This is a genomic window from Nitrosopumilus sp., from assembly GCF_025699125.1.
Classification (GTDB): Archaea; Thermoproteota; Nitrososphaeria; order Nitrososphaerales; family Nitrosopumilaceae; genus Nitrosopumilus.
On record NZ_JAILWC010000001.1, the window covers coordinates 694,582 to 717,676 of the forward strand.

General features: G+C 32.0%; 36 protein-coding genes. 17 read left to right on the forward strand and 19 right to left on the reverse strand.

Annotated elements, in window-relative coordinates:
* Nucleotides 1-14: 14 nt before the first annotated feature.
* Nucleotides 15-188, forward strand: coding sequence for a hypothetical protein (locus K5783_RS04310; protein WP_200829018.1), 174 nt, complete (start codon nucleotides 15-17; stop codon nucleotides 186-188).
* Here the strand turns inward: K5783_RS04310 and K5783_RS04315 are convergent.
* Nucleotides 175-669 carry a tetratricopeptide repeat protein gene (locus K5783_RS04315; RefSeq protein WP_297472314.1) on the reverse strand — a complete coding sequence of 165 codons (495 nt, stop codon included), beginning with the start codon at nucleotides 667-669 and terminating at the stop codon, nucleotides 175-177. The two genes, K5783_RS04310 and K5783_RS04315, sit on opposite strands and share 14 nt — an antisense overlap.
* Nucleotides 670-812: 143 nt before the next feature.
* Between K5783_RS04315 and K5783_RS04320 the strand changes: the two genes are divergently transcribed.
* Complete coding sequence (locus tag K5783_RS04320) at nucleotides 813-953, forward strand: hypothetical protein (protein WP_297472316.1); 141 nt, start codon at nucleotides 813-815, stop codon at nucleotides 951-953.
* Nucleotides 954-1,018: 65 nt separating this feature from the next.
* Here K5783_RS04320 and K5783_RS04325 read toward each other — a convergent pair whose 3' ends face one another.
* Entirely contained in the window at nucleotides 1,019-1,246 is a 228-nt protein-coding gene (locus K5783_RS04325) for a tetratricopeptide repeat protein (RefSeq protein ID WP_297472318.1), read from the reverse strand.
* Nucleotides 1,247-1,369: 123 nt separating this feature from the next.
* Between K5783_RS04325 and K5783_RS04330 the strand changes: the two genes are divergently transcribed.
* Both K5783_RS04330 and K5783_RS04335 read left to right on the forward strand, forming a co-directional pair.
* Complete coding sequence (locus tag K5783_RS04330) at nucleotides 1,370-1,813, forward strand: Lrp/AsnC family transcriptional regulator (protein WP_297472320.1); 444 nt, start codon at nucleotides 1,370-1,372, stop codon at nucleotides 1,811-1,813.
* Between the two features lie 5 nt (nucleotides 1,814-1,818).
* On the forward strand, nucleotides 1,819-2,370 hold the full coding sequence (locus K5783_RS04335) for a DnaJ domain-containing protein (protein ID WP_297472322.1): 552 nt from the start codon (nucleotides 1,819-1,821) through the stop codon (nucleotides 2,368-2,370).
* On the opposite strand, the gene K5783_RS04340 is transcribed toward K5783_RS04335, so the two are convergent.
* Complete coding sequence (locus K5783_RS04340; protein ID WP_297472324.1) at nucleotides 2,367-2,771, reverse strand: hypothetical protein; 405 nt, start codon at nucleotides 2,769-2,771, stop codon at nucleotides 2,367-2,369. The two genes, K5783_RS04335 and K5783_RS04340, sit on opposite strands and share 4 nt — an antisense overlap.
* Before the next feature lie 142 nt (nucleotides 2,772-2,913).
* Between K5783_RS04340 and K5783_RS04345 the strand changes: the two genes are divergently transcribed.
* The 4 genes from K5783_RS04345 to K5783_RS04360 all read left to right on the forward strand — a co-directional run bounded on the left by K5783_RS04345 (nucleotide 2,914) and on the right by K5783_RS04360 (nucleotide 6,519).
* A complete protein-coding gene (locus K5783_RS04345) occupies nucleotides 2,914-4,230 on the forward strand; it encodes an HD domain-containing protein (protein WP_297472326.1) in 1,317 nt (438 codons plus the stop codon).
* A 93-nt stretch (nucleotides 4,231-4,323) separates the two neighbouring features.
* On the forward strand, nucleotides 4,324-5,691 hold the full coding sequence (locus tag K5783_RS04350; RefSeq protein ID WP_366939154.1) for an FAD-binding oxidoreductase: 1,368 nt from the start codon (nucleotides 4,324-4,326) through the stop codon (nucleotides 5,689-5,691).
* 69 nt (nucleotides 5,692-5,760) lie between these two features.
* Nucleotides 5,761-6,186 (forward strand): hypothetical protein, encoded by a 426-nt coding sequence (locus K5783_RS04355; protein WP_297472331.1) that lies wholly within the window; start codon nucleotides 5,761-5,763, stop codon nucleotides 6,184-6,186.
* A gap of 189 nt (nucleotides 6,187-6,375) precedes the next feature.
* Nucleotides 6,376-6,519, forward strand: coding sequence for a DUF5679 domain-containing protein (locus tag K5783_RS04360; RefSeq protein WP_200829019.1), 144 nt, complete (start codon nucleotides 6,376-6,378; stop codon nucleotides 6,517-6,519).
* Between the two features lie 18 nt (nucleotides 6,520-6,537).
* Here K5783_RS04360 and K5783_RS04365 read toward each other — a convergent pair whose 3' ends face one another.
* Nucleotides 6,538-6,789, reverse strand: coding sequence for a hypothetical protein (locus tag K5783_RS04365; RefSeq protein ID WP_297472332.1), 252 nt, complete (start codon nucleotides 6,787-6,789; stop codon nucleotides 6,538-6,540).
* 102 nt (nucleotides 6,790-6,891) lie between these two features.
* Between K5783_RS04365 and K5783_RS04370 the strand changes: the two genes are divergently transcribed.
* Nucleotides 6,892-7,593: a zinc ribbon domain-containing protein gene (locus K5783_RS04370; protein ID WP_297472334.1), complete on the forward strand. Its 702-nt coding sequence runs from the start codon at nucleotides 6,892-6,894 to the stop codon at nucleotides 7,591-7,593.
* Nucleotides 7,594-7,634: 41 nt separating this feature from the next.
* On the opposite strand, the gene K5783_RS04375 is transcribed toward K5783_RS04370, so the two are convergent.
* Nucleotides 7,635-8,018, reverse strand: a complete 384-nt coding sequence (locus K5783_RS04375; protein WP_297472336.1) for a response regulator — start codon at nucleotides 8,016-8,018, stop codon at nucleotides 7,635-7,637.
* A gap of 32 nt (nucleotides 8,019-8,050) precedes the next feature.
* Here K5783_RS04375 and K5783_RS04380 point away from each other — a divergent pair, with 32 nt between their 5' ends.
* Nucleotides 8,051-8,296 carry a hypothetical protein gene (locus K5783_RS04380; protein WP_297472338.1) on the forward strand — a complete coding sequence of 82 codons (246 nt, stop codon included), beginning with the start codon at nucleotides 8,051-8,053 and terminating at the stop codon, nucleotides 8,294-8,296.
* An 81-nt stretch (nucleotides 8,297-8,377) separates the two neighbouring features.
* On the opposite strand, the gene K5783_RS04385 is transcribed toward K5783_RS04380, so the two are convergent.
* The 4 genes from K5783_RS04385 to K5783_RS04400 form a co-directional block, all read right to left on the reverse strand.
* The gene (locus tag K5783_RS04385; protein WP_297472340.1) at nucleotides 8,378-8,743 is read right to left on the reverse strand and encodes a response regulator; all 366 of its coding nucleotides are present in this window, start codon (nucleotides 8,741-8,743) and stop codon (nucleotides 8,378-8,380) included.
* Between the two features lie 55 nt (nucleotides 8,744-8,798).
* On the reverse strand, nucleotides 8,799-9,251 hold the full coding sequence (locus K5783_RS04390; RefSeq protein WP_297472342.1) for a DUF6659 family protein: 453 nt from the start codon (nucleotides 9,249-9,251) through the stop codon (nucleotides 8,799-8,801).
* A gap of 224 nt (nucleotides 9,252-9,475) precedes the next feature.
* The gene (locus K5783_RS04395) at nucleotides 9,476-9,850 is read right to left on the reverse strand and encodes a hypothetical protein (RefSeq protein ID WP_297472343.1); all 375 of its coding nucleotides are present in this window, start codon (nucleotides 9,848-9,850) and stop codon (nucleotides 9,476-9,478) included.
* Nucleotides 9,851-10,001: 151 nt separating this feature from the next.
* A complete protein-coding gene (locus K5783_RS04400; protein WP_297472345.1) occupies nucleotides 10,002-10,625 on the reverse strand; it encodes a superoxide dismutase in 624 nt (207 codons plus the stop codon).
* An 86-nt stretch (nucleotides 10,626-10,711) separates the two neighbouring features.
* On the opposite strand from K5783_RS04400, the gene K5783_RS04405 reads away from it, so the two are divergent.
* On the forward strand, nucleotides 10,712-11,326 hold the full coding sequence (locus K5783_RS04405; RefSeq protein ID WP_297472347.1) for a hypothetical protein: 615 nt from the start codon (nucleotides 10,712-10,714) through the stop codon (nucleotides 11,324-11,326).
* On the opposite strand, the gene K5783_RS04410 is transcribed toward K5783_RS04405, so the two are convergent.
* A complete protein-coding gene (locus tag K5783_RS04410; RefSeq protein ID WP_297472349.1) occupies nucleotides 11,327-13,051 on the reverse strand; it encodes a DEAD/DEAH box helicase in 1,725 nt (574 codons plus the stop codon).
* Nucleotides 13,052-13,581: 530 nt separating this feature from the next.
* Between K5783_RS04410 and K5783_RS04415 the strand changes: the two genes are divergently transcribed.
* A complete protein-coding gene (locus K5783_RS04415; RefSeq protein ID WP_297472352.1) occupies nucleotides 13,582-14,262 on the forward strand; it encodes a PAC2 family protein in 681 nt (226 codons plus the stop codon).
* Between the two features lie 189 nt (nucleotides 14,263-14,451).
* Here K5783_RS04415 and K5783_RS04420 read toward each other — a convergent pair whose 3' ends face one another.
* The gene (locus tag K5783_RS04420; protein ID WP_297472353.1) at nucleotides 14,452-15,111 is read right to left on the reverse strand and encodes a hypothetical protein; all 660 of its coding nucleotides are present in this window, start codon (nucleotides 15,109-15,111) and stop codon (nucleotides 14,452-14,454) included.
* Nucleotides 15,112-15,270: 159 nt separating this feature from the next.
* Here K5783_RS04420 and K5783_RS04425 point away from each other — a divergent pair, with 159 nt between their 5' ends.
* The 3 genes from K5783_RS04425 to K5783_RS04435 are packed head-to-tail and all read left to right on the forward strand — an operon-like array spanning nucleotide 15,271 to nucleotide 16,814.
* A complete protein-coding gene (locus K5783_RS04425) occupies nucleotides 15,271-16,194 on the forward strand; it encodes a carboxypeptidase regulatory-like domain-containing protein (protein WP_297472355.1) in 924 nt (307 codons plus the stop codon).
* Nucleotides 16,195-16,248: 54 nt separating this feature from the next.
* Nucleotides 16,249-16,416: a hypothetical protein gene (locus K5783_RS04430; RefSeq protein WP_297472357.1), complete on the forward strand. Its 168-nt coding sequence runs from the start codon at nucleotides 16,249-16,251 to the stop codon at nucleotides 16,414-16,416.
* Between the two features lie 56 nt (nucleotides 16,417-16,472).
* Complete coding sequence (locus tag K5783_RS04435) at nucleotides 16,473-16,814, forward strand: ArsC/Spx/MgsR family protein (protein WP_297472358.1); 342 nt, start codon at nucleotides 16,473-16,475, stop codon at nucleotides 16,812-16,814.
* Here the strand turns inward: K5783_RS04435 and K5783_RS04440 are convergent.
* The 4 genes from K5783_RS04440 to K5783_RS04455 all read right to left on the reverse strand — a co-directional run bounded on the left by K5783_RS04440 (nucleotide 16,811) and on the right by K5783_RS04455 (nucleotide 18,160).
* The gene (locus K5783_RS04440) at nucleotides 16,811-17,050 is read right to left on the reverse strand and encodes a hypothetical protein (protein WP_297472360.1); all 240 of its coding nucleotides are present in this window, start codon (nucleotides 17,048-17,050) and stop codon (nucleotides 16,811-16,813) included. The two genes, K5783_RS04435 and K5783_RS04440, sit on opposite strands and share 4 nt — an antisense overlap.
* A 19-nt stretch (nucleotides 17,051-17,069) precedes the next feature.
* Nucleotides 17,070-17,363, reverse strand: a complete 294-nt coding sequence (locus tag K5783_RS04445) for a hypothetical protein (protein WP_297472361.1) — start codon at nucleotides 17,361-17,363, stop codon at nucleotides 17,070-17,072.
* 160 nt (nucleotides 17,364-17,523) lie between these two features.
* Nucleotides 17,524-17,721, reverse strand: coding sequence for a YwbE family protein (locus K5783_RS04450; protein ID WP_297472363.1), 198 nt, complete (start codon nucleotides 17,719-17,721; stop codon nucleotides 17,524-17,526).
* 79 nt (nucleotides 17,722-17,800) lie between these two features.
* On the reverse strand, nucleotides 17,801-18,160 hold the full coding sequence (locus K5783_RS04455; RefSeq protein WP_297472366.1) for a CxxC-x17-CxxC domain-containing protein: 360 nt from the start codon (nucleotides 18,158-18,160) through the stop codon (nucleotides 17,801-17,803).
* A 77-nt stretch (nucleotides 18,161-18,237) separates the two neighbouring features.
* Here K5783_RS04455 and K5783_RS04460 point away from each other — a divergent pair, with 77 nt between their 5' ends.
* Nucleotides 18,238-19,287, forward strand: coding sequence for an ABC transporter permease (locus tag K5783_RS04460; RefSeq protein ID WP_297472368.1), 1,050 nt, complete (start codon nucleotides 18,238-18,240; stop codon nucleotides 19,285-19,287).
* Nucleotides 19,284-20,651 carry an ABC transporter permease gene (locus K5783_RS04465; RefSeq protein WP_297472369.1) on the forward strand — a complete coding sequence of 456 codons (1,368 nt, stop codon included), beginning with the start codon at nucleotides 19,284-19,286 and terminating at the stop codon, nucleotides 20,649-20,651. Before K5783_RS04460 ends, K5783_RS04465 begins: the two co-directional genes overlap by 4 nt.
* On the opposite strand, the gene K5783_RS04470 is transcribed toward K5783_RS04465, so the two are convergent.
* The 4 genes from K5783_RS04470 to K5783_RS04485 all read right to left on the reverse strand — a co-directional run bounded on the left by K5783_RS04470 (nucleotide 20,652) and on the right by K5783_RS04485 (nucleotide 23,075).
* On the reverse strand, nucleotides 20,652-20,963 hold the full coding sequence (locus tag K5783_RS04470; protein WP_297472371.1) for a hypothetical protein: 312 nt from the start codon (nucleotides 20,961-20,963) through the stop codon (nucleotides 20,652-20,654).
* 9 nt (nucleotides 20,964-20,972) lie between these two features.
* Entirely contained in the window at nucleotides 20,973-21,272 is a 300-nt protein-coding gene (locus tag K5783_RS04475; protein ID WP_109876250.1) for a hypothetical protein, read from the reverse strand.
* Between the two features lie 99 nt (nucleotides 21,273-21,371).
* Entirely contained in the window at nucleotides 21,372-21,770 is a 399-nt protein-coding gene (locus K5783_RS04480) for a Mov34/MPN/PAD-1 family protein (protein WP_297472374.1), read from the reverse strand.
* Nucleotides 21,771-21,800: 30 nt separating this feature from the next.
* Nucleotides 21,801-23,075: an exonuclease SbcC gene (locus K5783_RS04485; RefSeq protein ID WP_297472376.1), complete on the reverse strand. Its 1,275-nt coding sequence runs from the start codon at nucleotides 23,073-23,075 to the stop codon at nucleotides 21,801-21,803.
* Nucleotides 23,076-23,095: the final 20 nt, after the last annotated feature.

Below are 23,095 nucleotides of genomic sequence, written 5' to 3' on the forward strand. Positions count from 1 at the left end.
CTAATATGATCTGCATGGTACTTCCGTTAGTTGATGAGCACAAACCAAAATGTTACTTGTGTCATGAAGGATTCGAAAACATTGAAAAGTTAAGAGAGCATCAAAAATTAAAGCACAAAGAATTCTCAGAATCACACGAAAATAACATCAAGAGACAGCCAGCACCCGGCGATGTTACTGTGTTTTAGATTTCTTCTTTATTGATTTTAGCAAATCTTGAGCAAATTCTTTTGAGATATTTGCCAAATCATAATCTTTGTCAATAGATAGTGCTTTTTTGAAATGCTTTATCGCATCTTGTAATTCTCCAATTTCCCCTAATGAGAGACCTTTGTAGGCAAGGGCCATTGCACATTTTTTATCAATTTTTAGAGCCACATCATAACATCCTATTGCCTCAAGATACTTTTGATCTGAATGCAATGCAGTTCCTTTATTCAGTATTGCATCAAGAAAATTAGGGGAAATTGCAAGGGCTTTATCATATGTTCGGATTGCTTGTTTTATTCGACCCATGTTTTGGAGGGTCACTCCCTTGTCTACTAGGGCATTAATATTATCAGGTTCTTCCCTGAGTACTAAATCATATAATCTAAGTGCATCATCAAAATTCTCCTCATCTGCAAACTCAAAGGCTTGGTCTAGCATCTTATCTACTTTATCACTCATAATCTTTGATAACATTTTGTTAATAATATAGATTAACTAAAAGTAAACTATGTTTTCACTTTATCAATCATGAAACTATGATTTTTGTATCTTTAGCCAATAAAACAACATGGCTTCAATGTTAAGAATTGACTTCAAATAAGATGAAATCAACTAGTGATTTGTTTATCCGCTTAGCAGATTTCACAATTCTCATGAGTTACAACAATGGAATTCAAGACGATTATGACGGATTCGATGATGATGACAGCGATTCAGAGTCAGATTATGACTTTGAGGATTAATCCATAATCCTCCCGATTTCTTTTTATAATATTGGGAAAGAACATCACGAGAGGGTAGCGTAAAATCATGAGGCATGTTTATCTCGCGGGTCAATTTCCAAGGATTTGTTAAAGCATTCCATAGATTCCTCGTATCTACCTAAACTTCGAAGTGCAACGCCTTTGTAGTTCCAAAGATCAGGATCATTTTGATTCAAAAGAAGAGCCTGCTCAAAAAAACCCAAGGCTTCATCAAACTTTCCATCATCCATTAATGATTGCCCTTTTTCAACAAGATCCTGGATTTGACTCATGAATTACAATGAATTTCGATTGTATTAAATCTGAAACCAACCATAGCAAGGAAAAATAAAAAAACTGAACAAATTTACATGTATTGAGTGAAAATTTAAATAAATTTTTCACTATAAATAATCATGAATTTAGACAGTACAGATGAAAAAATTCTCAAAAATTTAATGATGGATGCAAGGCAATCAGCAAGACAGCTTGCATTGAAATTAGGTATGTCAACTGTCACAGTGCTATCTAGAATCAAAAAATTAGAAAAAGAGAAGATTATCAAAGGATATACTGCAATTATTGATCATGAAAAAATAGGATATTCCCTAACTGCAATTATTGAGATTTTGGCAAAAAACGATAAAATTGTAGACATGGAAGAAGAGATATCAAAATTTGAAAACGTGTGTGGGGTATATGACATTACAGGTTCAACAGATACAATAATCATTGCAAAATTCAAAGAAAGGAATGAATTGAGCAAGTTTGTAAAGGGCCTTGCAACCATTCCAAATGTGGAAAATACAATCACTCATGTTGTTCTGAATACAGCAAAAGAAGATTTTCGACTAACGTAGGAAAAATGAACCGAATCAATGTTTTTGTAATTTTATTGATTGTTTTTGGAACATTGCAAACAGCATATCCACAATCAAACAATCTAGATATGGAATTAGAAGTCACAGATGAGGAGAAAATTATTCTTTTTTCTGGTTTTGCAATTGCAGTGATTGCAATCTTTATGTTTTTAGCAAGAGACATCATACTTCGGAAAAAAACATCTTATGATAAAGAAGAACATGAATCAAAAAATGAGAAAACTTATGAAAAATATCATTCTGACTGGGGAGATGATTATGAAGAGTTAGGAACAAGAAAAAATAGTAAAGAGGATAGAGAATTTAGGGATGCCGTATTGAATAATGAACTTCCAAACTATTATAAAATTTTAGGATTATCAAAAGACGCCACACAAGAAGAGATAAAAAAGAATTTCAGGGAACTTGCAAAAAAAAACCATCCAGATAAAACAAAAGAAGATTCTGAGAAACAAATGATGGAATTAAACAAGGCATACGAAGTACTTTCAGATAAAGAAAATAAAGAGAAATATGATAGGTATCTTACAGACTAGACAGAATTTAGTTTGATTATAATCATACTAAGTTCAATTGAATTTGGAGTCTGAACACTGTTTGTAAGATTTGTAAATATTTCTAGATTTTGAGATTTTCCTTCAGATTCAATTTCAGTCGTAATTTGAAGTTCACCAAATTCTGTATTAGGTCCTAACATCTTTTTTGTCAATAAAGGAACTATTGAAAGATCTTCAACAACGCCTTTCATCTTATAGGCAAATGTATCAGAAAAATAAACCCCCCCACGAGTAGTAGGCTCATTTACAGGTATTGGGGAATTGGTAATCGAGACATTAATCATAGGATATGAAACACCGTTTAGATTTAGACTGTATTTGGGGGTATTGTTCTCAATGAATAACATCAGAGATTCAAGTAAATTATGATTGACAGACATTAGAAAACATCTAATTCATAATTCTATTGAGTGTTTCGAGAAATTCTCAATTATAGATTTTTACTGGAATTATTTAGAAAATGGTCATTTTGATACTGACCAGTAGATCATCTTTAAAAACAGGAATTACATTCTTGTGTTATTGCAGCAATTTGCAAACACCCATTCAATGAGAAACGAAATTCTTAATCTGATGGTGGAAAAAGGCATAGAAGATGATTGCTATGTAGAGATGTTAGACTATACAATTGACTTGTTTGAAAGTCAAGGATTAGGAATTGATTATTACGGATACCACAATATCATTCATGAATTAGAAGTCACATATTTTGCACTTTTGGCCTCAATTCAAGATAAAGTGGAAATTACAGATACGGACATAAAATATCTTTACGTAGCAGCGTTATTTCATGATTTTGATCCTCAAAAAAATGTAGACAAACCTCATGAAGAAAGTGTTTTAAAATTTATTTCAATGGATAAAAAATTGCAGCAATTAATTGATGAAGCAAAAATCGATTTAGAAATTATCAAAGTTTTGATTTTGAGAACAACATACCCATGGAGTGGAAAACTTAAACAGAATGCCGAAGAACAAATCAAACAATGTTTTGAAAATTCAGATTTGACAAGAAACAATCTACCATACCAAGAACACATTATGGAAATGGGATGGTATCTCTCAGTAGTTGATAGAATTTGTGGTTATGCATTAGGTGATTTTTCAAAAGCAATGGAGATGGCAAAAATGAATGCACATGCATTAGCATGGAGACCTTCATTAATTGTTAGAAGTTCAGTGGCATATTTTGAAGAATTACTAAATAAAGAAACAGATATGGCAAAAACAATTCTAAAAATACTCCCAAAAGAAATGAGAAAGAATTTTTTCGGATCAGTTCTTGCATTCATGAAACTAAGACAACAAGAAATCACAATTCAAGCAGATTGTTCTTATGAAAATGTCAAGTTAATTCCAACCATAGAATGTATGAGTACAAGGAACGATCCAAAATTCATCAAATCACTTTACGACATATTTGTGCAACTTCCAAAACCACTACAATTTCTAAAAGATGATTTTGAGAAATCGGTAAGAGATCCTGAAACAATTCTTAACACGCTTAGATTAAATAATAAAAATGGAGAGATCATAGGATATTCAAAAGGAGGACCGCTTGAAAGATACCAACTACGAGAAGAAATCAGAGACGAGAATTACGGTTTAAGAAATACAGTATTTTTAGAACCTTTGGCATTAAAGATGGGGTATTGGGGACTCAAGGGAGGAAGTGAGATGAGACACATGTTTATCATGCAGTCTCATTCCATGAAATACAAGTTTTTGACAAGTTTTGCATTACGAGATGTCATCAGAGCAAGAGTAGATAAAGAGCAGGCAGAATTTGTCACATTGTTTGATCCAGAACGATGGGATTACTATAGAATCGCAATTTAGATTCCATACTTGAAAAAATCCATCTACGAATCATTACAAACATCCATAGCAGGAAAGGTGTGTACACAAAAGGAAATTAGGAATTTTTACTCAGTGGACTCTAGCTTATATCAAATAATTCCAAGCGTGGTAATAGTTCCAAAAAATGAAAAAGACATCATGAGTGCAATCAAGATTGCAAAAAAATTCAAATCATCAGTCACAGTGCGTGGAGCAGGGACTGGGCTTGTTGGGAGTGCCCTAAACAACGGAATTATTTTAGATATGAAAAATTTCAATTCAATAAAAATTACCAAAAACTATGCAATAGTAGGTCCAGGAGTTATCAAAGGAGAATTAGATAAAAAATTAGAAATTCATGATAAATTTTTTCCTCCAAATCCTTCAATTGGTTCTTTTTGTACAGTTGGCGGAATGATTGGAAATAATTCTAGTGGAAGTAAGAGTCTAAAATATGGAAGTGTAATTGACAATGTCGCAGAGATTATTTTCATTGATGGAAATGGAAAGAAAGTATCACTTCCAAAAGATAAAAAAGTTTCAAAAAAGATACTAGAATTTTCAAAAAAAATAAAAATTGAAAAGTTTCCAAATGTCACTAAAAATTCTTCTGGATATAGAATTGACAAAATAAGATCAATTACAGATGCCCATAAACTAGTCATAGGTTCTGAAGGAACATTAGGAATTGTGTTATCAATAAAACTCAAAATAAGAGACAATCCAGAAAAGAAGATCCTTTTCATTATTGAATTTAAATCAATCATAGATGCATCAAGAAATTGTTTAGAAATTAACAAAACAATGCCATCAGCAATAGAATTTGTAGACAGAACAACTCTCAATCAAATTAATTTTAAATTTTCTCAAGATACTCAATGTCTACTTTTTGTTGAATATGATGAAGATGTAGATAGGAGTGAAAAAAAACTAAAATCAATAATCACAGGAAAAATTGTTAAAAAACTAAAAAAAGATTTAGAAATTAACGAGTGGTGGAGATACAGGGATTTATCATTGCACTATAGTTTAAAATCCATTAAAAAAGAAAAAAGAATACCACATGTTATTGAAGACGCAGCAGTTCCTTTAGAGAATTTACCGGAAATTTTTAAAATTCTAAAAAAAATAAATAAAAAGTTTAAAACAAAAACTATTGTATACGGTCATGCAGGCAATGGGAACATACATGTCAGATTAATTTCGGACAGAAGTAAATTTACGACAATTAAGAAGATAGCAACACTGTATTTTGATGAGATATTCAAACTAGGCGGAACCATCACAGCAGAGCATGGAGATGGTCTTGCACGCTCAGAATTTATAAAAAAACAGTACGGAAAAGACAACTATCAAATTTTCAAAGAAATTAAACAATTTTTTGATCCAAAAAACATTCTTAATCCAGGAAAAATAATCACATCAAAAAGCACCATAATTGACAATTTAGAAAAATTCTAAACCCTTCACAAATCATCCGATCAAAATAGTGTAGAAACGCTTTATTAACTAAAAAGGAAGCAAAAACGCGTGATAGTGAGAATATTTAGTGCACTAGTAATGATTGTGTTTTTAGTCACATTCTCTTCTGCGTTTGCATTGAGTGAATTAGAAAGAGCCACAATGAATGATCCAAGATTGGAAAATGCATTTGGACAACCGGTAGATGACAATGTTAATGTGAATCAACAAATACAGATTTCTGCAGACATCATAAATAATCAAGAAAAATCTCAAAATTTTGTTTATCTTGTACAGATAAAAAATGAAAATGATTTCATTGTATCATTAGGTTGGATTAGTGGACAGTTAACACCAAATCAAAAACTCAATCCATCATTATCATGGACTCCAAACGATTCTGGCGAATTTGTAGCAGAGATTTTTGTTTGGGAAGGTTTGGTAAATCATAGTGCATTGACAAATTATTCAAAAATAGACATATTCGTAAGTTAAAAAAAAATAAAAGAGATTTTAAAAAATAATGACTTTATAAGAAATTTGAATGATTTGTTCCTAAATTTATCTAAGTTTGCGTTACGAAAAAAATTGTTTTGGAACAGTAAAATTAAGATCTGAGGTTTGCCTCTTAGTAAAAAAAGTTCAACAAGTTCTTCCTAATAGAACCTCGAGCCTAATTCAATCATGACAATAGGATATTGTGTAAAGTGCCGAGATAAACGAGATATCAATGGCGCAAAACCATACACCATGAAAAATGGAAAACCTGCAATAAAGGGCACCTGCCCAACTTGTAGTACAACCATTTTCAGAATAGGCAGAGGATAAATTTCTCACTAAAGAAATTCAGTACTGCCATTCATCGGTAAGGCCATTCCAAAGCGATCGCATTGGGGATGGATCTTTTTCTATTTCTTCAACAATTCGGTTTTTCAATACAAAAAAGAAATTCTCCAAAGCGTCAACTCCCCCGTCTGCATATAGTTCATGTCCGATCTCAGTGATTCTTTTATGTTTTTCAGGAATCTCAGAAGACTCTGGATTTTGAAGGCAGAAGGTCATCAAATCAATTAATTCTTCTTCCAACATAAAGTCCATGCATAAATGTGGCTTTGTCAGCTCAATTTACAGTTTATGAATTATCACAAGTGATAATTTTAAGAAAGAAACAATTTAGAATAGCATCCCAATAGATAATTCATGGATTCATCAGATATTGTCGATGATGTTAATGCTCTATTGAAATTAGGTGTGGGTGACGCATATAGATTAGAACACATCAAACAGGGGTATATCGAAAACAAGACTATCTGGGTAACTGATCAAAATTACCTTCAACGTATGAAGGAGAAATATCTCATAAAACAACAATCAGACAAGAATGCAGATACGGATGAAACCATTGATGTGGATCTCAAAAATAGGGAAACGATTCATTGTTGGAAATGCGGTAAAAAAACTCCATTGGAGGCAAATTTTTGCATGATTTGCGGCTCATCATTATTTGAGGTAGGATCAAATCATAATCAGAAAGAAAAAACATCCAATTCTATGAATCAAATGAAAGGCAAAAGTTTGAAATTACCCATCATAATAGGAATTCCAGTTTTAATTTTAATTGTTCTTGGTGGGGCGTACAGCCAAGGAGTTTTTGATAACACATTTGAAAGATATGACACGGCAGATTCCAAAAAGGATGATTTAACTTCCAAAAATACCATCCCCAAAGGGTCATCAGTAAATACAGTAACTGATTCAAAATGTGGGAAAGGGACAGTTTTTGATGTTGAAACAAATTCATGTGTTTTGGATAATGGGGTTTCCCAGGATATAGTAAATTCAAAATGTGGGAAAGGGACAGTTTTTGATGTTGAAACAAATTCATGTGTTTTGGATAAATAAATTAACTAACATAATCCACAGATAAATTTTTTAATTCTAAATTATTTTTCTGATGGGAATTGATCATTTATAATTTTTTTAAGAGTATCCATGCTGTAAGGTTTTGAGAGGACAGGAACATGCATACTAGTCAATCGACCAAAAGTGTCAGTCGTTGTATCAGCAGTCACTGCAATAATTTTAGCAGTTTCAGAAATTTTTTGAATACCATCTATTGCATAAAATCCATCATATTTTGGCATCCTCATATCTAAAAATACAATATCTGGTTTTGAAGAATCAAAAAGTTCAATTGCTTCTTTTCCATTTTCACCAATACCAATTACTTCTAAACCACAAATTTCAACCATTTGAGACAGCAATAATTGATGACTTTTCATATCGTCGATTATAATACAAGTGTATTTCATCTCAGCATCAGACATAGAATTACTATTACTCACACGTGATTTTAATCTTGATTAGATTAAAAATGATTTCTGCTCAACATGAACAGAGTTTTTTGAATATTTTCTATATCTTGTTTGTTTGTGTGGAATTACAAACATTATCTTTTAGGGAGTTAATTGGAATAAAACACATGAGAAAAATCTATTTCTATGAATCAAATCCAGAGTCCAAAATATGGGAAAAGACAATTGAAAATGTAGAAGGCAAAATCATAGTTGAAACACCTTGGAAAATTTGTGAGACACAAAACTGAGATACTCAAAAAAGCACGTATAAACAACTAGACCAAGGCAACCCCAATTTTGGATGCATATGAAATTGAGATAAACCTGATTTATTCTGAAAAAAACACATCAGTCAACATTCGTTTAATGATAGTAATGTCAAATGGCTTATAGATCACTGCTGTAACTTTTAATGTATTCATAAGATAGGATTCACCAGCCATTAGATCACCGGTTACAACGACAATTTTAGCATCAGGATTATTTTTTAATATATTTTTAATTGCATAAAATCCATCAAATTTAGGCATAATCAAATTAACAAAAATCAAATCAGGTTTATGTTTTTCATACATAACAACTGCATCTTTGCCATTATTACCAGTAACAACAACATCAAGACCAATCATGTCCAGCACCTCACAGAAAACACTTATTGTTTCAGGATCATCATCAATCACAATACAGCTAACCATTTTTTATTTTCATAACATCATACTATATAAGATAATGTCTAAATCAAATGAGAGATCATTCGCCTACAAATTCTCCCCACTGTCTTCCAAGTTTGGAAATTACACGAAAAGCCAACCTATCTATATTGACATTAGATTCTGCAACCAACATTATCACCTTATCAAAAATTGGAAAACTCATTATTACCACATGCTCTCTACGGGAAGCAGAATATTTCACATGGCCTAATTCATTATCAAATTTTTTTCTCTTTGATACCCTAGATGCCAATTCTGTACAAACGGATTGCAGTTGTTCTTCAGACAACCTAACAGTCATGCCAGGTTTTTTACCTCCTGCCAATATCATTCCAGATTCATCTAACAGTGCAGCATAACGTATTTCGTCATCATCAAGAATATCTTGACATTTTAACTCATATTCAGAAAGATCTAATTTTTTTTCAGGCACAATACTTGTAATGCAAGAATTACTATATTTTTCCAAACTGTTTTTACCCTTTGACATTAATTGTCAAATTATCTGAATCAAATTTTGGCTTTTCATCTCTTAGTTTGTTGGCAATCAATACTGTCAATACCATAAAAATACTAAATCGTCGAGATATATCTTTACTAGTTTGTTCAAATTGTACCTACAAAATTAGGTGGATTTCAAGATTAATTATAAAAAAACTATTTTAAAAATTTTAAAAACATTATCTTCATAAAATACAATTTAAAAAAAGAGAATTATTTTAGACGTTTGTATATTTCTTTGAATTCTAGAGACAAATTATACGAGATGTTTAGGAGATGAGCCAATTGATTCATAGATGTTTTTTCATGTCCCAATTGTCTAAGAATAGTGAGTGCTTTTTGTGGAGAATTAATACTTAATGGGCTTCGACCAGACCATGTTTTAAAGGCAGATTCTACATCCAAAGAAAAATTCAAAACAAATTCTTTCCAATTGGGCATAGATTTCAATGCTTTTTCATTCAGCAATACGTGTGACAATTCACGAAATTCATTTTTCCTATCAGCATATAACATGCTAAGAGCCTGCTGGATTTTTTCTTCTTTGTATTCCTCTGCATTCAACATATACATTCCTGAAATACTCATACTGGATTATACTCATGATCAAAGATAAACCCAGTAGATGATTCTCTTAAAAACTGTTAAAAAAATCAAAAAAAAATTAACATGTGTAAAGAATTCTAAAAAACAAGAGGAAGGGATTTTTCTTTAGAAGAATTTGCTCAAATTAGAAAATTCACACAGGAAGTTCAGAGAATCGATTTCCAACATAATCCCAGTTTACGACATTCCACCAAGCTTGTACATAATCAGGTCTCTTGTTTTGATATTTTAGATAATATGCATGTTCCCAGACATCTAATCCTAAAAGAGGTGTTTTTTGGACCGTCCACGGACTATCTTGATTTTGAGTGGTTATGATCTCAATTTTATTATAAGTTTGATTAAAAACTAACCAACACCACCCACTTCCTTGAATCGCAATAGCTTTTTCTGAAAAAATTTTCTTGAAATTTTCAAAACTATCAAAATACACATCAATTGCATCCTCTAATTTTCCATTAGGTTTATCTTCACCATCAGGAGTCATAGTTTCCCAGAACAATCTATGATTTTCAAATCCCCCACCAAAGAAATTGATTGCGCTTCGTCCAGACTCAGGAATTGATGTGAGTTCAGAAAGAATTGACGAAATGTATTTGGGATGAGATGCACCTCCAATTTCTTCAAGAGATTTGTTTAATCCATCAACATAAGATTGGTGATGTTTTTGATGATGAATTTTCATGGTTTCTGTATCAATAAATGGTTCTAGTTCATCATAACCATAAGGCAATCTAGGAAGTTCATATCGGACCACGTTTCAAGGTTCAATAATCCACATATATTCTTCAAGAACAAAAATCAATTGGAAAGAATGATTAATCTTGGAAAGGAGAGCAAGATATGCGAAAATTAGGTACCATAGATTTAGAAATTTTGGATTTGGCAATGAAGGCAAATGGAACATTTAATGAAAATAATCTTGAGAAATCAGAATTAAAGAGATTAGGCGTAGGAAAAATTCTTGATTCGTTAGCATCTCTAAAAGATAGAAAATTCTTATCACTAAATAGCGACGGTTCATTTTCCATAACCAATCTTGCAAAAGAAATTCTTTGGAGCAACAACATACCAACATGGGCAAAAATTTTAAGACTACTTCAAATAAAATCATGCAGCATAAAACAGATTAGAGATATTCTTTCTATAAGAGAAGATGAAATTTTAGAAAATTTGGAAAAACTAAGAAAGAACCAATTTGTGCTAATGTCTCCACAAAGACAAGAAGATAAAATTATTAAAATTTACGAAATAATGTCTGAAGGAATTGAAGAGATCGATAAAACAGAAGAATGTGGTTTTGAGAACACAGTATTTTCCGGTCCAACTCATGAAATTGAAATCATAAGTATAATTGATGAGATTTCTAAAAATATCCAAGATTCCAAATTAGAGCAATCCGAGAAACAAAGTATTTTAGAAAAACTATCTAAATTAAAGAACAAACTAGAGATTTAATTATTTAGAACGAATCTTGTCTTGAATTTGTGCCAAAATGAGTTCTGCTTTGTCTTTATTTTCATAGTTATCGGTGGATTCATCCATAATTTCATCAATCTCATAGCTTTTATCCACTAAGATATTTGCAACGTGATCATCCAGAGTTCCTGCACCAATCAAATAATATGCAAACACCGTATTTTTCTGACCAATTCTGTGAAGCCTATCTTCTGCTTGTCTATGAATTGCAGGACTCCAATCAAGTTCTGCAAAAATTACATATTTTGCTCGAGTTAAATTAATACCCACATTTCCTGCGCGAATTCCAGCAATCATGAGTTTTGACTCACCCTTTTGGAATTTGTCTATTTGATCCTGTCTTAGTGTATCAGACTGTCCACCAATTATTGAAACAGGGGAAAATTCTTCTAGGCTTTCATTTAGTAATTTATGAATTACTTTGTGATGACAAAATACTACAACACTTTCTTCTATTTCCATAATATTTTTTACAAAATTAATCACATGAGGTAGTTTAGCAAGTCCCGCAATCTGTCTTTCACTTTGAATAGCTCTATGATATGATGCAGATTTTGAAAATTCAGTTTCTGCAACTTTTTGTTCATCTTCAAGTTTTTTCCAGATTTTATCAAGTTCTTCAAGATAGTAATCCGTATCAGCTGCTATTACTTCCTTGTAACGAACTTTATCTTTTAGCTCTTTTAACACGTCAGATTTCTTTCTTCTTAACATGACATGTTTTTGTAATTCATTTCTAAGAGATGCACGTTTGTTTTCTAATACGATGGCCTTACCTTTTTCATTAACATAGCAAAAGTATTCACAAAATTCTTTAAAGCTTCCAAGTAGCCCAGGTTTTATTATATCAATGATAGGCCAAATTTCTGAACCTCTATTGTAAATAGGAGTGCCAGATAATCCAATTCTATACAATATGGTAGGAAGCGCAGCAAGTTTTTTCACGGCTTTATATTTTTGAGTGGTTTTCGATCTTAAATTATGAACTTCATCACAAACTATGGTTCTGAGTCCAACTTTCATCAGATCCTCAGACCTCTTTAAGAGCAGTTCATAATTGATAATGTAAATATCAGTTTTTGGCAGCTCTTCAGATTTTCCAGTTCGAATAATTGTAACACTGGGAGATTCAGTCTCAATAATTCTTCCGTTTCGACTTTTTTTCTTTAAGAATTTTTCAATCTCTCTTTCCCAATTGTTTAATGTGACCAATGGAGCCACAACGAGAACAGGAAAGGTTTGTTTTTCAGTAGACACATAAGATAATGTCTGAACAGTTTTTCCCAACCCCATTTCATCAGCTAACAATGCATTACCAGAAGATTTGAGTAAAAAGTCCAACCCCTCCTTTTGAAAATTTAAAAGCTTTCCACGGAACTGTTCTCCAGATTTTGCTCGTTTTAATTTGTGTTTGATTGGAGGAAGTGTAGGCTTAGGGGCATAAGTTTTTACAATTTTTCTTTGCCAAATCGATTTTGACAAAATTTCTAGCGGGTATCTATCCATTATGAGTTTTAATTGTTTTACACTCTCAGTGCTGTCAGGAATAATTACTTCGTTGATGTTTTCCCCATACCATGCTTCAGGAACCAGTCTTGAGATCATATTGACCGCACGATCACCAGTAATTTTCCAGCACCAGATTTTAGAATATTTGTCAAGAACATATTCTAATGTTCCAATGTTTTCCATGGATGTTTCCATAATTTGTCGATAGAAAGTTTTTTTGCCTTATGAATCTTCATATTTTGGACGATCACTGAAGAAATCACCTCTGATCTAAAAGAGTTAAAATATGATATAGATCTTAGTATATGGCAAAAAATGGATTTTGAGACATATAGGCTCAAAATTGCACGATTTTGCCAAAAAATCAAGGCACATAAATTCAATTCATAGAGAATAAGATTAAGATTTACCGAGTTTTAAGATAATCACGATTTTAGTAAAACATGAATTCGTCAAAAACTCGAAGATTGTTTCAAAAAGAAGGATATTGAATACGGGCATGAATTGTTTATAGAAATTTTATAGAAGATGGAAAAATTCAAAATACAAAAAATTACAAATCTACTCAAGAAAGGGCATGAACAGAAAATTTTGAAACATGAAATAACATAACAGTAGATCATTTGGCAACGATAAGATCTTTAAACACGTAAAAATATGAAATAGGAAAAATAGAATTTGTAATTAGAACATAGATTTAAAATTCATTACATTTCACATATGCTGTGGATTTTATTCAAAATGAAGAACCCAGAATAGAAAAACCGATCATTATTGCAGCAATGCAAGATATGGGAAATGTAGGAAGCATTGTAGTAAATTTCATTAACGATTCATTGAGAACAAAGACATTCAGAACTGCAAAGACGGCTTATCCAACATATGTAATTGATAACGGAGGATACATTGATCTTCCAGATGAGAGTTGGGAATACAAATACACAGAAGATCTGATTGTTTTTGGAGGAGGAAAAGGACAGCCACAAAGCAACAGTGAATTAAATGCTTTATGTCAAGATGTGATAGATGTTGCAAAAAAGTATTCTGCAAAATTCATTTACACACTTGGAGGATTTCATACTAATGTAGTGCTAGATAACAATCCAAAAACATTCATCACTACTACATCCATGGAGTTAACAAAACAGATGGAAACACTTGAAGTAAATACAACTCCCCAAAAATCAATCATCACAGGATTTAATGGATTAATTCTTGGATTTGCCAAAAAGAATCAAATTCAAGGAATTGGCATGTATGGAGAAATAAATGAGCCTGAAATTCCACAATATAGAGCCGCAATCAGCATCATCAAAACCATTGAAAAATTAACATATAGAAAATTTGGAGATACTAGTCAGTTAGAAGCAATAGCTCAAGAAATAGATAGAAAATTTAAAAATTGAGATCAGTGTGAACTGCCTACAGGATGAGGTTCCGTATTTTCGTCATGACAATCACAACTACACAAATGAGTTTTATGATTATTCATGCAATCAATGCATTCAAAATGCTTCCGGGTTTCACATGCAGCACAAATCATACTACAAATCATTAATAATAGATGAATTTGAATTTTTTCTATTGTTTAAAAGCTAATATTCTATTTCACTTCGTCTAAGAAGATTTTCAGTCAATTCAACATATCCTTGTGGATCAACTTCCTTTGCAAAACCTTTGTCAATATTTATTAGATAAATTGAATGGAGACGAGCATTTAAGACATCATCATATTTGATAGGAGGATTTTTGTAATATCGATCACAGAGATCTTGAATTTTTCTTACATCTCTTTCATTTCTTGCATTTGGCGGCAATAGGAAAATTTTTGAAATAGGCAAGTTACCTACTGCAGGAGTAGCCAATGAAAATTTTGAGCAATATTGACTGTATCGTGCAATCTTGCTCATTATTCGAGCTGCAAAATAATCTATAGTATCCATTGCATGTTCTGGAGGGGTGAATCCCGTTTCAATTTCAATTATTGTGTCACCATCCCCTTTTTTTGCATAAATGTCACATACCAAAATATCTGAAATGTCTTTTTCAACTTTAACGGTGTATCCTCGAGAAATCAAATTACTAGCACAAATTAATTCCAAAATTGAATGATTAATTTTTACCAAGTTTTTTTGATACATTTCTACTAATTGTTGGCAGACGTTGTTTAGTTTGAATACATCTTTTTCCTTAAGGCCGCAAGATAATTTCTCAGTCATTTGATTAACATCATTTCGAAATTTTACTAAATCCATGTTCAAGATATGATAAATTTTGGGGTTTAAGAAGTAGCGGGGAATAATATTTTAACAAAATTTATGCTTGTTTTGAAATAAAATTGCTCAAATAAAATTAAAAAATGGCTAATTTTTATTCATACTTTGGCTTAACAAGGAAAATCCTAATGAAGCCATGTGTACAAAAATAGACTTCTAGGAATAGGATTAATCTCATTTTTGATGCTATTTTCAATTATTTCAACATCATATGCAGAATTATGGGAATTAGTCATAGAGGTTAATGTTGAAAAAGGAGCAATTTATGCAGGAGATTCAGTAATTGTTACAGGTAAAGTAGTCGATCAGGCATACAAACCAATTAGGGGCGCAGAGGTTTTCATTAAAGCTGGATCATACACCACAAAAGCATTCACTGATCCTTGGGGGGTTTTTAGAGGAGAAATTAAAGATTTTGAAAGAATTCCAGGAACTTACATTGTTAATGTTATTGGTTCATGGTATGGAATGACAGGATTGTCAAGTACGGAATTTCAAGTGAAAGGAGACATATCACCAGTTTCTGAATTACAGGAAAAACTATCTACTGATGAAGCAATAAAATATCTGAGTTCAAATGAAAGTGATTTTGAAAAAAACCCCATAGGTCAGACTTTATTCAAATATTATCACAAAATACTAGATGAATTAATCTTGGAGCAAAAAATAGCCCAAAAACCTTCTGAAGATAAAATATTCATGGAACATCAGAGATTAATTGCAGAAAATCTGAGAAACCAAGCAATCAATGAATTTAATCCGGGAGTCGGCATATATGACGGGATTCAATATAATGATTATATCAACAATCTTAATCCTAAGATCAAAGAACTTGTAATTAGCCAACTCAACTTTACAAAGAATAATTTTGCAGAAGCCCAAAAAATCAGAGATGATATTCTTGCAAATGGAGGAACGTATGAAGAGGCAAGACAAGCATATCTAGACAGGATATCAATTCCAAAAGAAACACTTGAAGAATTCAATAAAGAAAAAATAGATCAAGAATTAGAAGAAAGCTCAGAAAATAATACCACAGATGAAAATTCAGAAAATCAATGAATGATTGATAAATTCTACGCGTGCCTTATATTCAAAATTTCATAGTAATATTTAATGAAAATAGATATTCCATTACCTTGCCCATCATGTGGCGGAAAAATGTATTCTGTAAGTTATGAATCATCATTTACCCTGCTCAAAAAAAGAAGTTGGCAAGTATGCAAAGAATGTAATTTTGAGAGGAATTCGGAAGATTTTAAAAAATCCATTTGCTGTGCATAACAGCATTTTTCTTTTTTATAAACAGTTTTTAATCAAAAATAAATAGAAAAAAGGAATTGAAAATTTTACACAAGTCTTCTTGCATTACGTGCAAAAGAGCAATTTCAGAGATCGAAAGAATGAAAATAGATATTGAAAAAAGAGATTTTTTTAAAGAACCACTATCAGAAGGAGAACTAAAAAAAATCATCAAAATTACTGGTAAAAAACCATCAGAACTTCTTAGAAAAAGAGACAAAATGTTCAAAGAATTAGATTTAGAGAAGGGTAAAAAAACAGATACTCAAATAATTAAATTAATGATAAAGTATCCGGGATTGATATTACGGCCAATAATCATTTCAGGAAACAAGTCGTTTGTCGGGAAGATTGATTCAAAAAAATTTAAGATAACCTAAGAGCCCTGCTTGAAAATTCGGATAGCCTCCAAATGTGAACAATTTGCCTTCAAGCCCTTCCCATGATGGAATTTATAGAAATTTTTGAATCCAGGACATTCACAAGTATCAGATGTAACGAAATATGATTTTTCAGGATCAGATGAAGATTTTATCTGAAACAAATCATCTTCTATTTGGACTACACCGCCGCTCTCGACTAATTTTTTTGCTTTTTTGATAGTGTTTACACTCATGATATTTCAAAATATCTCATCATTTTTTATTCTTTAATTTTTTCATCACATTTCCCCATTCCACATTATCCTGAGACATCGCATTTTCATACAAAAGTTCAAAGATCCATGCAAATATCTCACTCCAAATTGCCTTAAGGGATTCATCATCAGTCCAAATAACACTTGTTTTTACTGCACTCATTGCAAGAATATTATTTCTATTTTTTACTGGATTCTTTTCCCATTTTTTCAATACTCTGTCGCAAAATTCTAGAATCTCGTTTTTTGTTAAAACTAATTTATCAGGATCAAATGATTTCTTTTTTACCATAAATTGAATAGTAATAACTAATTATAATATTTTAAAAATCAAATTATTCATACTTTCATAAAATGTTTATATCTGATGTTAACTTAACGGGGTTAGACGAGAGATTTTGCCTTTCTGCCCGGAGTAACACCTAGAATTCGTTTCACTCTCGTCAGTTTTATTACAATATGATTTTTTGAACTCGGCCAATTTTTCCACCATTTAATTCAACTTTAATTCCATGCGGATGAGAATTACTTGAAGTAAGAATTCTCTTTACAGAACCATCAGTTAAATTTCCTGTTTTTTGATCTTGTTTTAGAATAATCTGGACCATCATTCCAATCGATATTTCATCTCTGGATGGAATTGAAACCAATAATAAATTTACATGTATGAAGATTCTAAATCTTTGGGTATAAAATAAAGGAGTTTTGAAAGTTACTCAAAACGATTTTTTAATTTTGTTTGTGATTTTGGAAACAATCTCTGCAATAAACAGGTCTGTCGTCTTTTGGTCTAAATGGTACCTGACAATCATTTCCACAGTCACCGCATTTTGCGTCAAACATTTCTCGTGGTCTATCATCTCTTCTACCAAATCTAGAACCTCTGTCTCCACCGTAGCCACCAGATCTTCCACCAAATCTTCCGCCAGGTCTTGGTGCGGGTTTGTGATTTTGGAAGCACTCTCTGCAATAAACAGGTCTGTCGTCTTTTGGCTTGAAGGGTACTTGACAATCATTTCCACAGTCACCGCATTTTGCGGTGAACATTTCTCTTTCTCTATCAAAGGACATGTCTTTCTGAATTTTCATAAAAATGTGCCGTAATTAAACTGTGGGAAAAAACATCTATTGTTATAAAGTAATTCTATTCCTTGAGAATATTGAGCATGAAAAGGTATGTGGCCACAAGAATTGCAACGATATTTGGAGTTTTAATAATCACATTATTGATTACTATTTCACTTGTAGGTTCCAATATGGACACTATTCTAAAGCAAGGAATAGTCTTTCAAGTAAGATCTGAAATTACAGAAAATCCAGACATAGCAAAAAGCTTTTCGTCAGTAGATGAATTTGAGTTATTTGTTCAAGCACAGATAGAACAGAGGACAAAGATTTTAGGACTAGATGAACCATGGTATTCGCCTCAAAGAATTGGAATTACAATGTACAAGATATTATTATTGGATTTTGGTCATGCAACATTCCTAACTAGTGATGAGGGTTCTTCAAATGTCAAGGACATACTTTTTGAGAAACTACCAAGAACGGTTTTACTTTTTACAACTGCAACAATAATCATTTCCATAATTGGAATTTTTCTAGGTGCCTTTTCCAGTAGTAAGGTAGGATCTGTAATTGACAGAATCACGTCTAGTTTTGCAATTATTAGTTCTAGTTTTCCTGTATGGTGGATAGGAATGTTGATGATATTTTTATTTGCATTTACGTATCAAATATTTCCTGCAAGAGCAACTCCAGATATCCCGTCATCAGATCCGGGGTATATTGGTTCGCTATTATACCACATGGCATTACCATTGATTACTATTGTCATGATTGGTTTTGGTTCATGGGCATATTTGGTAAGAAATTTCATGGTAGGAATTATGCAGGAAGATTTCATCATGGCAAAAAAAACAATGGGGATTTCACAGAAAAAAATAATCTACAGACACGCACTAAAAAATGCAGCTCCTCCAATTGTAACAATTTTAGCTCTTAGTTTATCAGGATCACTTGGCGGTGCAATTATCACAGAAGCAGTATTTGATTGGCCAGGAATGGGAAGATTGTATTTTGAGGCAATAACAGTGATGGATCTTCCAGTAATTATCGGTGCAACATATTTACTTACAGTGTTCTTTTTGATCAGCATATTCATTGCAGACTTACTTTATGGTTATTTTGATCCCAGAGTGAGAACAGGTCAATGAACGGAATAACACTCCAAGAAATTAAACAAGAATTTCTTAAAAGCAAGATGGGCATTGCAGGAATTTCAATCCTCATAATATTAATTGGAATTTCGATTATTGCAATGATTGCAATTCCAATTGAAACTTTTCAAGAATGGAATAATCCAAGTAGTTGGATCCTATACCCAAAAGTTGCAATTCCAGTTTGGATGAATTTGTTTATGACTGAAAAAATTCCAGAACATAAAATTCTAGAAAATCCAAGTATTCAGAATATTTTGCAAGATGAGATAATCCTTACTTCACACCAATTCGGTTTAAATTTTGATTATGATTATTTTCCAAATGATTTCATCTATGTGTTTTCATCAGAATATGTAGGATCACCATTGTTAAAAATGTCCGTTATTAGACCGGATGGAGTTCAACTTGAATTATTATCAACAGCACTACCATATTCTAATTCAAAAACAGTTCATAGTGAAAGAATTTTTTCAACAGATGATGCAATTAAGAAAAATCTAGCATTACAGTCAGAAAAATTTCAATTTTCTCTTGATGGATTATCCTCAGAAGATATTGTTTTTTCAAAAATTGAAGCAAACGAACCTCTAAAAGGAAAATATATTTTTTCTATGAATTTGTACGGAGTCAACTCTGAAAATCAAATTCACGAATCAAAATTAATCATAGGAGGAAAAGCCTTTGGTGTAATGGGTACAGATGAGTTAAGACGAGATTTAGCAGTAGGACTTCTGTGGGGTACCCCACTTGCATTATTCATAGGCATTGTAGTTTCAATTGCATCAGTGGTAATGGGTTTGCTGTATGGAGTCTATGCAGGATTCAAGGGCAAAAAGACAGATGAAACCATGATGAGATTTAATGATGTGATATATGCACTTCCAGCTCTTCCATTTCTCATCATACTTTCAGTAACAATTAGCAATAGCATATTTCTGATGATAGGATTTTTAATGATATTTGGTTGGGTGGGAATTGCTAAAGTAGCAAGAAGCATGTCACTTCAAATCAAAACTAGAGGGTATGTAGATGCTGCAAATATGATGGGGCAAAAAGACTCTAAAATAATTTTCAAACATATTTTGCCACAATTGTTACCTTATGCTTTTGCAAGTATTGCGATTTCAGTACCAGCAGCAATAACTACAGAGGCAGGATTAAGTTTTCTAGGATTAGGCGATCCATCATTTCCCACATGGGGCCAAATTTTACATGATGCAAATACTTTTGGTGCAGCAGCAAGAGGATTATGGTGGTGGATTATGCCACCAGGAGTCATGATTGCCATAACAGGTTTAGCATTTGTATTCATTGGAAATGCTCTTGATGCAATTGTTAATCCAAAACTCAAAAGATAGCTACATGTTGTAACTTCTAATTATATCTAAAGCTGAATCATTAAGCTTAATTGTATATGTCAATGAATTTGGATCTTCTTTTGTTTCAGCTAAAGTTTCAGTAAATTTAGTCTTTTCATCCTCAGTTGCACCGGCTTCATGAGCACATAGATTAAACGCTTTAAGGTTGAGATTGTTTTTTAGTAAATGTGCAATGAATTTTTTATAATTATCAGTGTTTGTCCAAGGAACGTTTTTCTCTTTGCATGCTGCAATCCAAACATCAACTGAATTGTGAAATATTACTTTTTTGCGAATTTCTTCTAGGGACATTGTATCTCTTTAGAAGTCTGCTCGTTGCATTTTTGAACCACATCGTGGACATGTGCCACCCTTGTGTTTGTTGTTGCAAACAAGACAAACATACCTAACACCACCAGAACCACCTTGTGAACCCATTCCAAAAAATCCACCACCAGTTCCAGAATCACCGCCGTAACCACGCATACGACTCATGTATCGTTTTCTTAAGAACAGTGGAAATACAATAAAGATTGCCAGCGCTGCGCCTAAACCATACGGAAATGGAAGCACCATTTGCAATCCAATGCTTATAGCTAATGATGCCCCTAGAAATAACAAATAAGTTTTGTAGTTAAACAATCCAATAAAAGTACCTTGAAAAAGGTTATAAAGTTTTGTCAGTTATTTTCTGTTTACACCACAGAAAATTTTCATGTTTTATATTATTGAATGAGGGATTTGATTGCCATTACTGTCCCAAGCAAAAATAGAATTCTCATCATATGGTGATTTTACAATCATTGATACAAGTCCAAAAAAATTATGTAAATCAGTTACAGACGGTTCTGCAGAACCACTTGGATGAGAATGAACTATGCCAACATAACTCATATCAAATGGCAAAAAAGAATGTGGAAATCCAGCAAATGTTGGGCCAGTTTCACTAAATGGAGGAATTACAAGTCCATTAATTGTGATTTCACCATTCTTGGATTTTCCTTTGAGGATCAAAATTCCTTCATTTGGATGTTTCATTTGACAAAAAGACAGAATACTATCAAGAACTTCTTTCTGTATCAAAACAGTCCGTTTAAATTCTTTCTTTTTGAAAATCATGACATTACTTCAACATAGTTCCAATTTAATTCACGATGAATCAATAATGTATTTTGTATTTGAGAATTTCCTTAATTTACCTTCAATTTCAGTGACAAATTGAGGAATCTTTAAGTGAATTTCATCTATTTCGGTTTTAATTGTTTCAGATTTAATTTCATAATCTTCTTTAAAAGAGATGTTTTTTTCCAGGTCGTTTTCCAATGATGTGAGACTTTTAGGTTTTAGTGAATTCAAGTCATTTTTCAGCTGTTCATATTTTTTAAAATATTCTAAAACCTGTTTCAGGAATCCATCAAGTGCCTCTTCAGTTTCAGTAATTTGTGCCAGTGTCTTATCTACGTCTTTTACTGATATTGATGAGGAGGATACAGCTTTACGGACGTTTTCTAAAATCACTATAATAGAATCTTTATTTTTTGGAGTAAGAACATCAAAAGGATCTGCATTCAGTTTCGCTAAAAGATTTTTTTGATCTTTATCCAATGATGATGCATATTCATATCTATTCAAAGGACGAGAGATTTTTGTGAATTGTGCATCAATATCATTTTTTATTTTTATTTTTTGAGTCTCAAATTCATCCAAATTCTTTTTCAAATCAACATATTTTTGATAATTATCAGACGATTTTATTTCTTCTATAGATGACTGTATAGACGAAATTTTTTCTTCTATAGATGACAAATTATTATTTATTTCCACAATCTTTTTTTCATTTTGCATACGAATTTCTTGTAGATTTTTAATTTCAGAAAGAATGTTCATTATTTCATTAGAGATGATTTTCGTCGTATCAAAATTTTTTAAAATATCATGAATCTCATAATGATTTTTGTTCATCACTTCAAGGTTATTTTTTAATTGTTCTGCATATTTTTTTGCAAAAATATGAATGACTCTAGTTTGTCTACCTAAAACATCACCAACTTTTTTTAATATTTGATTTAAAGTAGAGTCTAGTTCTTGGGCATCATCAATAGATGAAATTTTTGGAATGCCAGTAACTCCTTTTTTTATTATATCAATTACTTGCTTTTTGCCTCTAACAACAATAATTGCAAGATGTTTATCAATATCATCAACATTCAGATTGTCTTTTTCAAGTACTTTTCCAATATTTGTTAAATCATCAATTAATGGGACGGTGGCATCTCTTAGACGTTTAATGTCCGATAGGGCTTGGGACTGCCTTAATTGCTGAAGTTCAGTTACAATTTTTGGAACATCAGAAAGATTTATCGTCTTATCATTTGGTGCCTCTTTTGGTACTTCTTGCTTTTTTTTACCCCATCCAAAGACCATTTGATAGTATTGTATTCAGG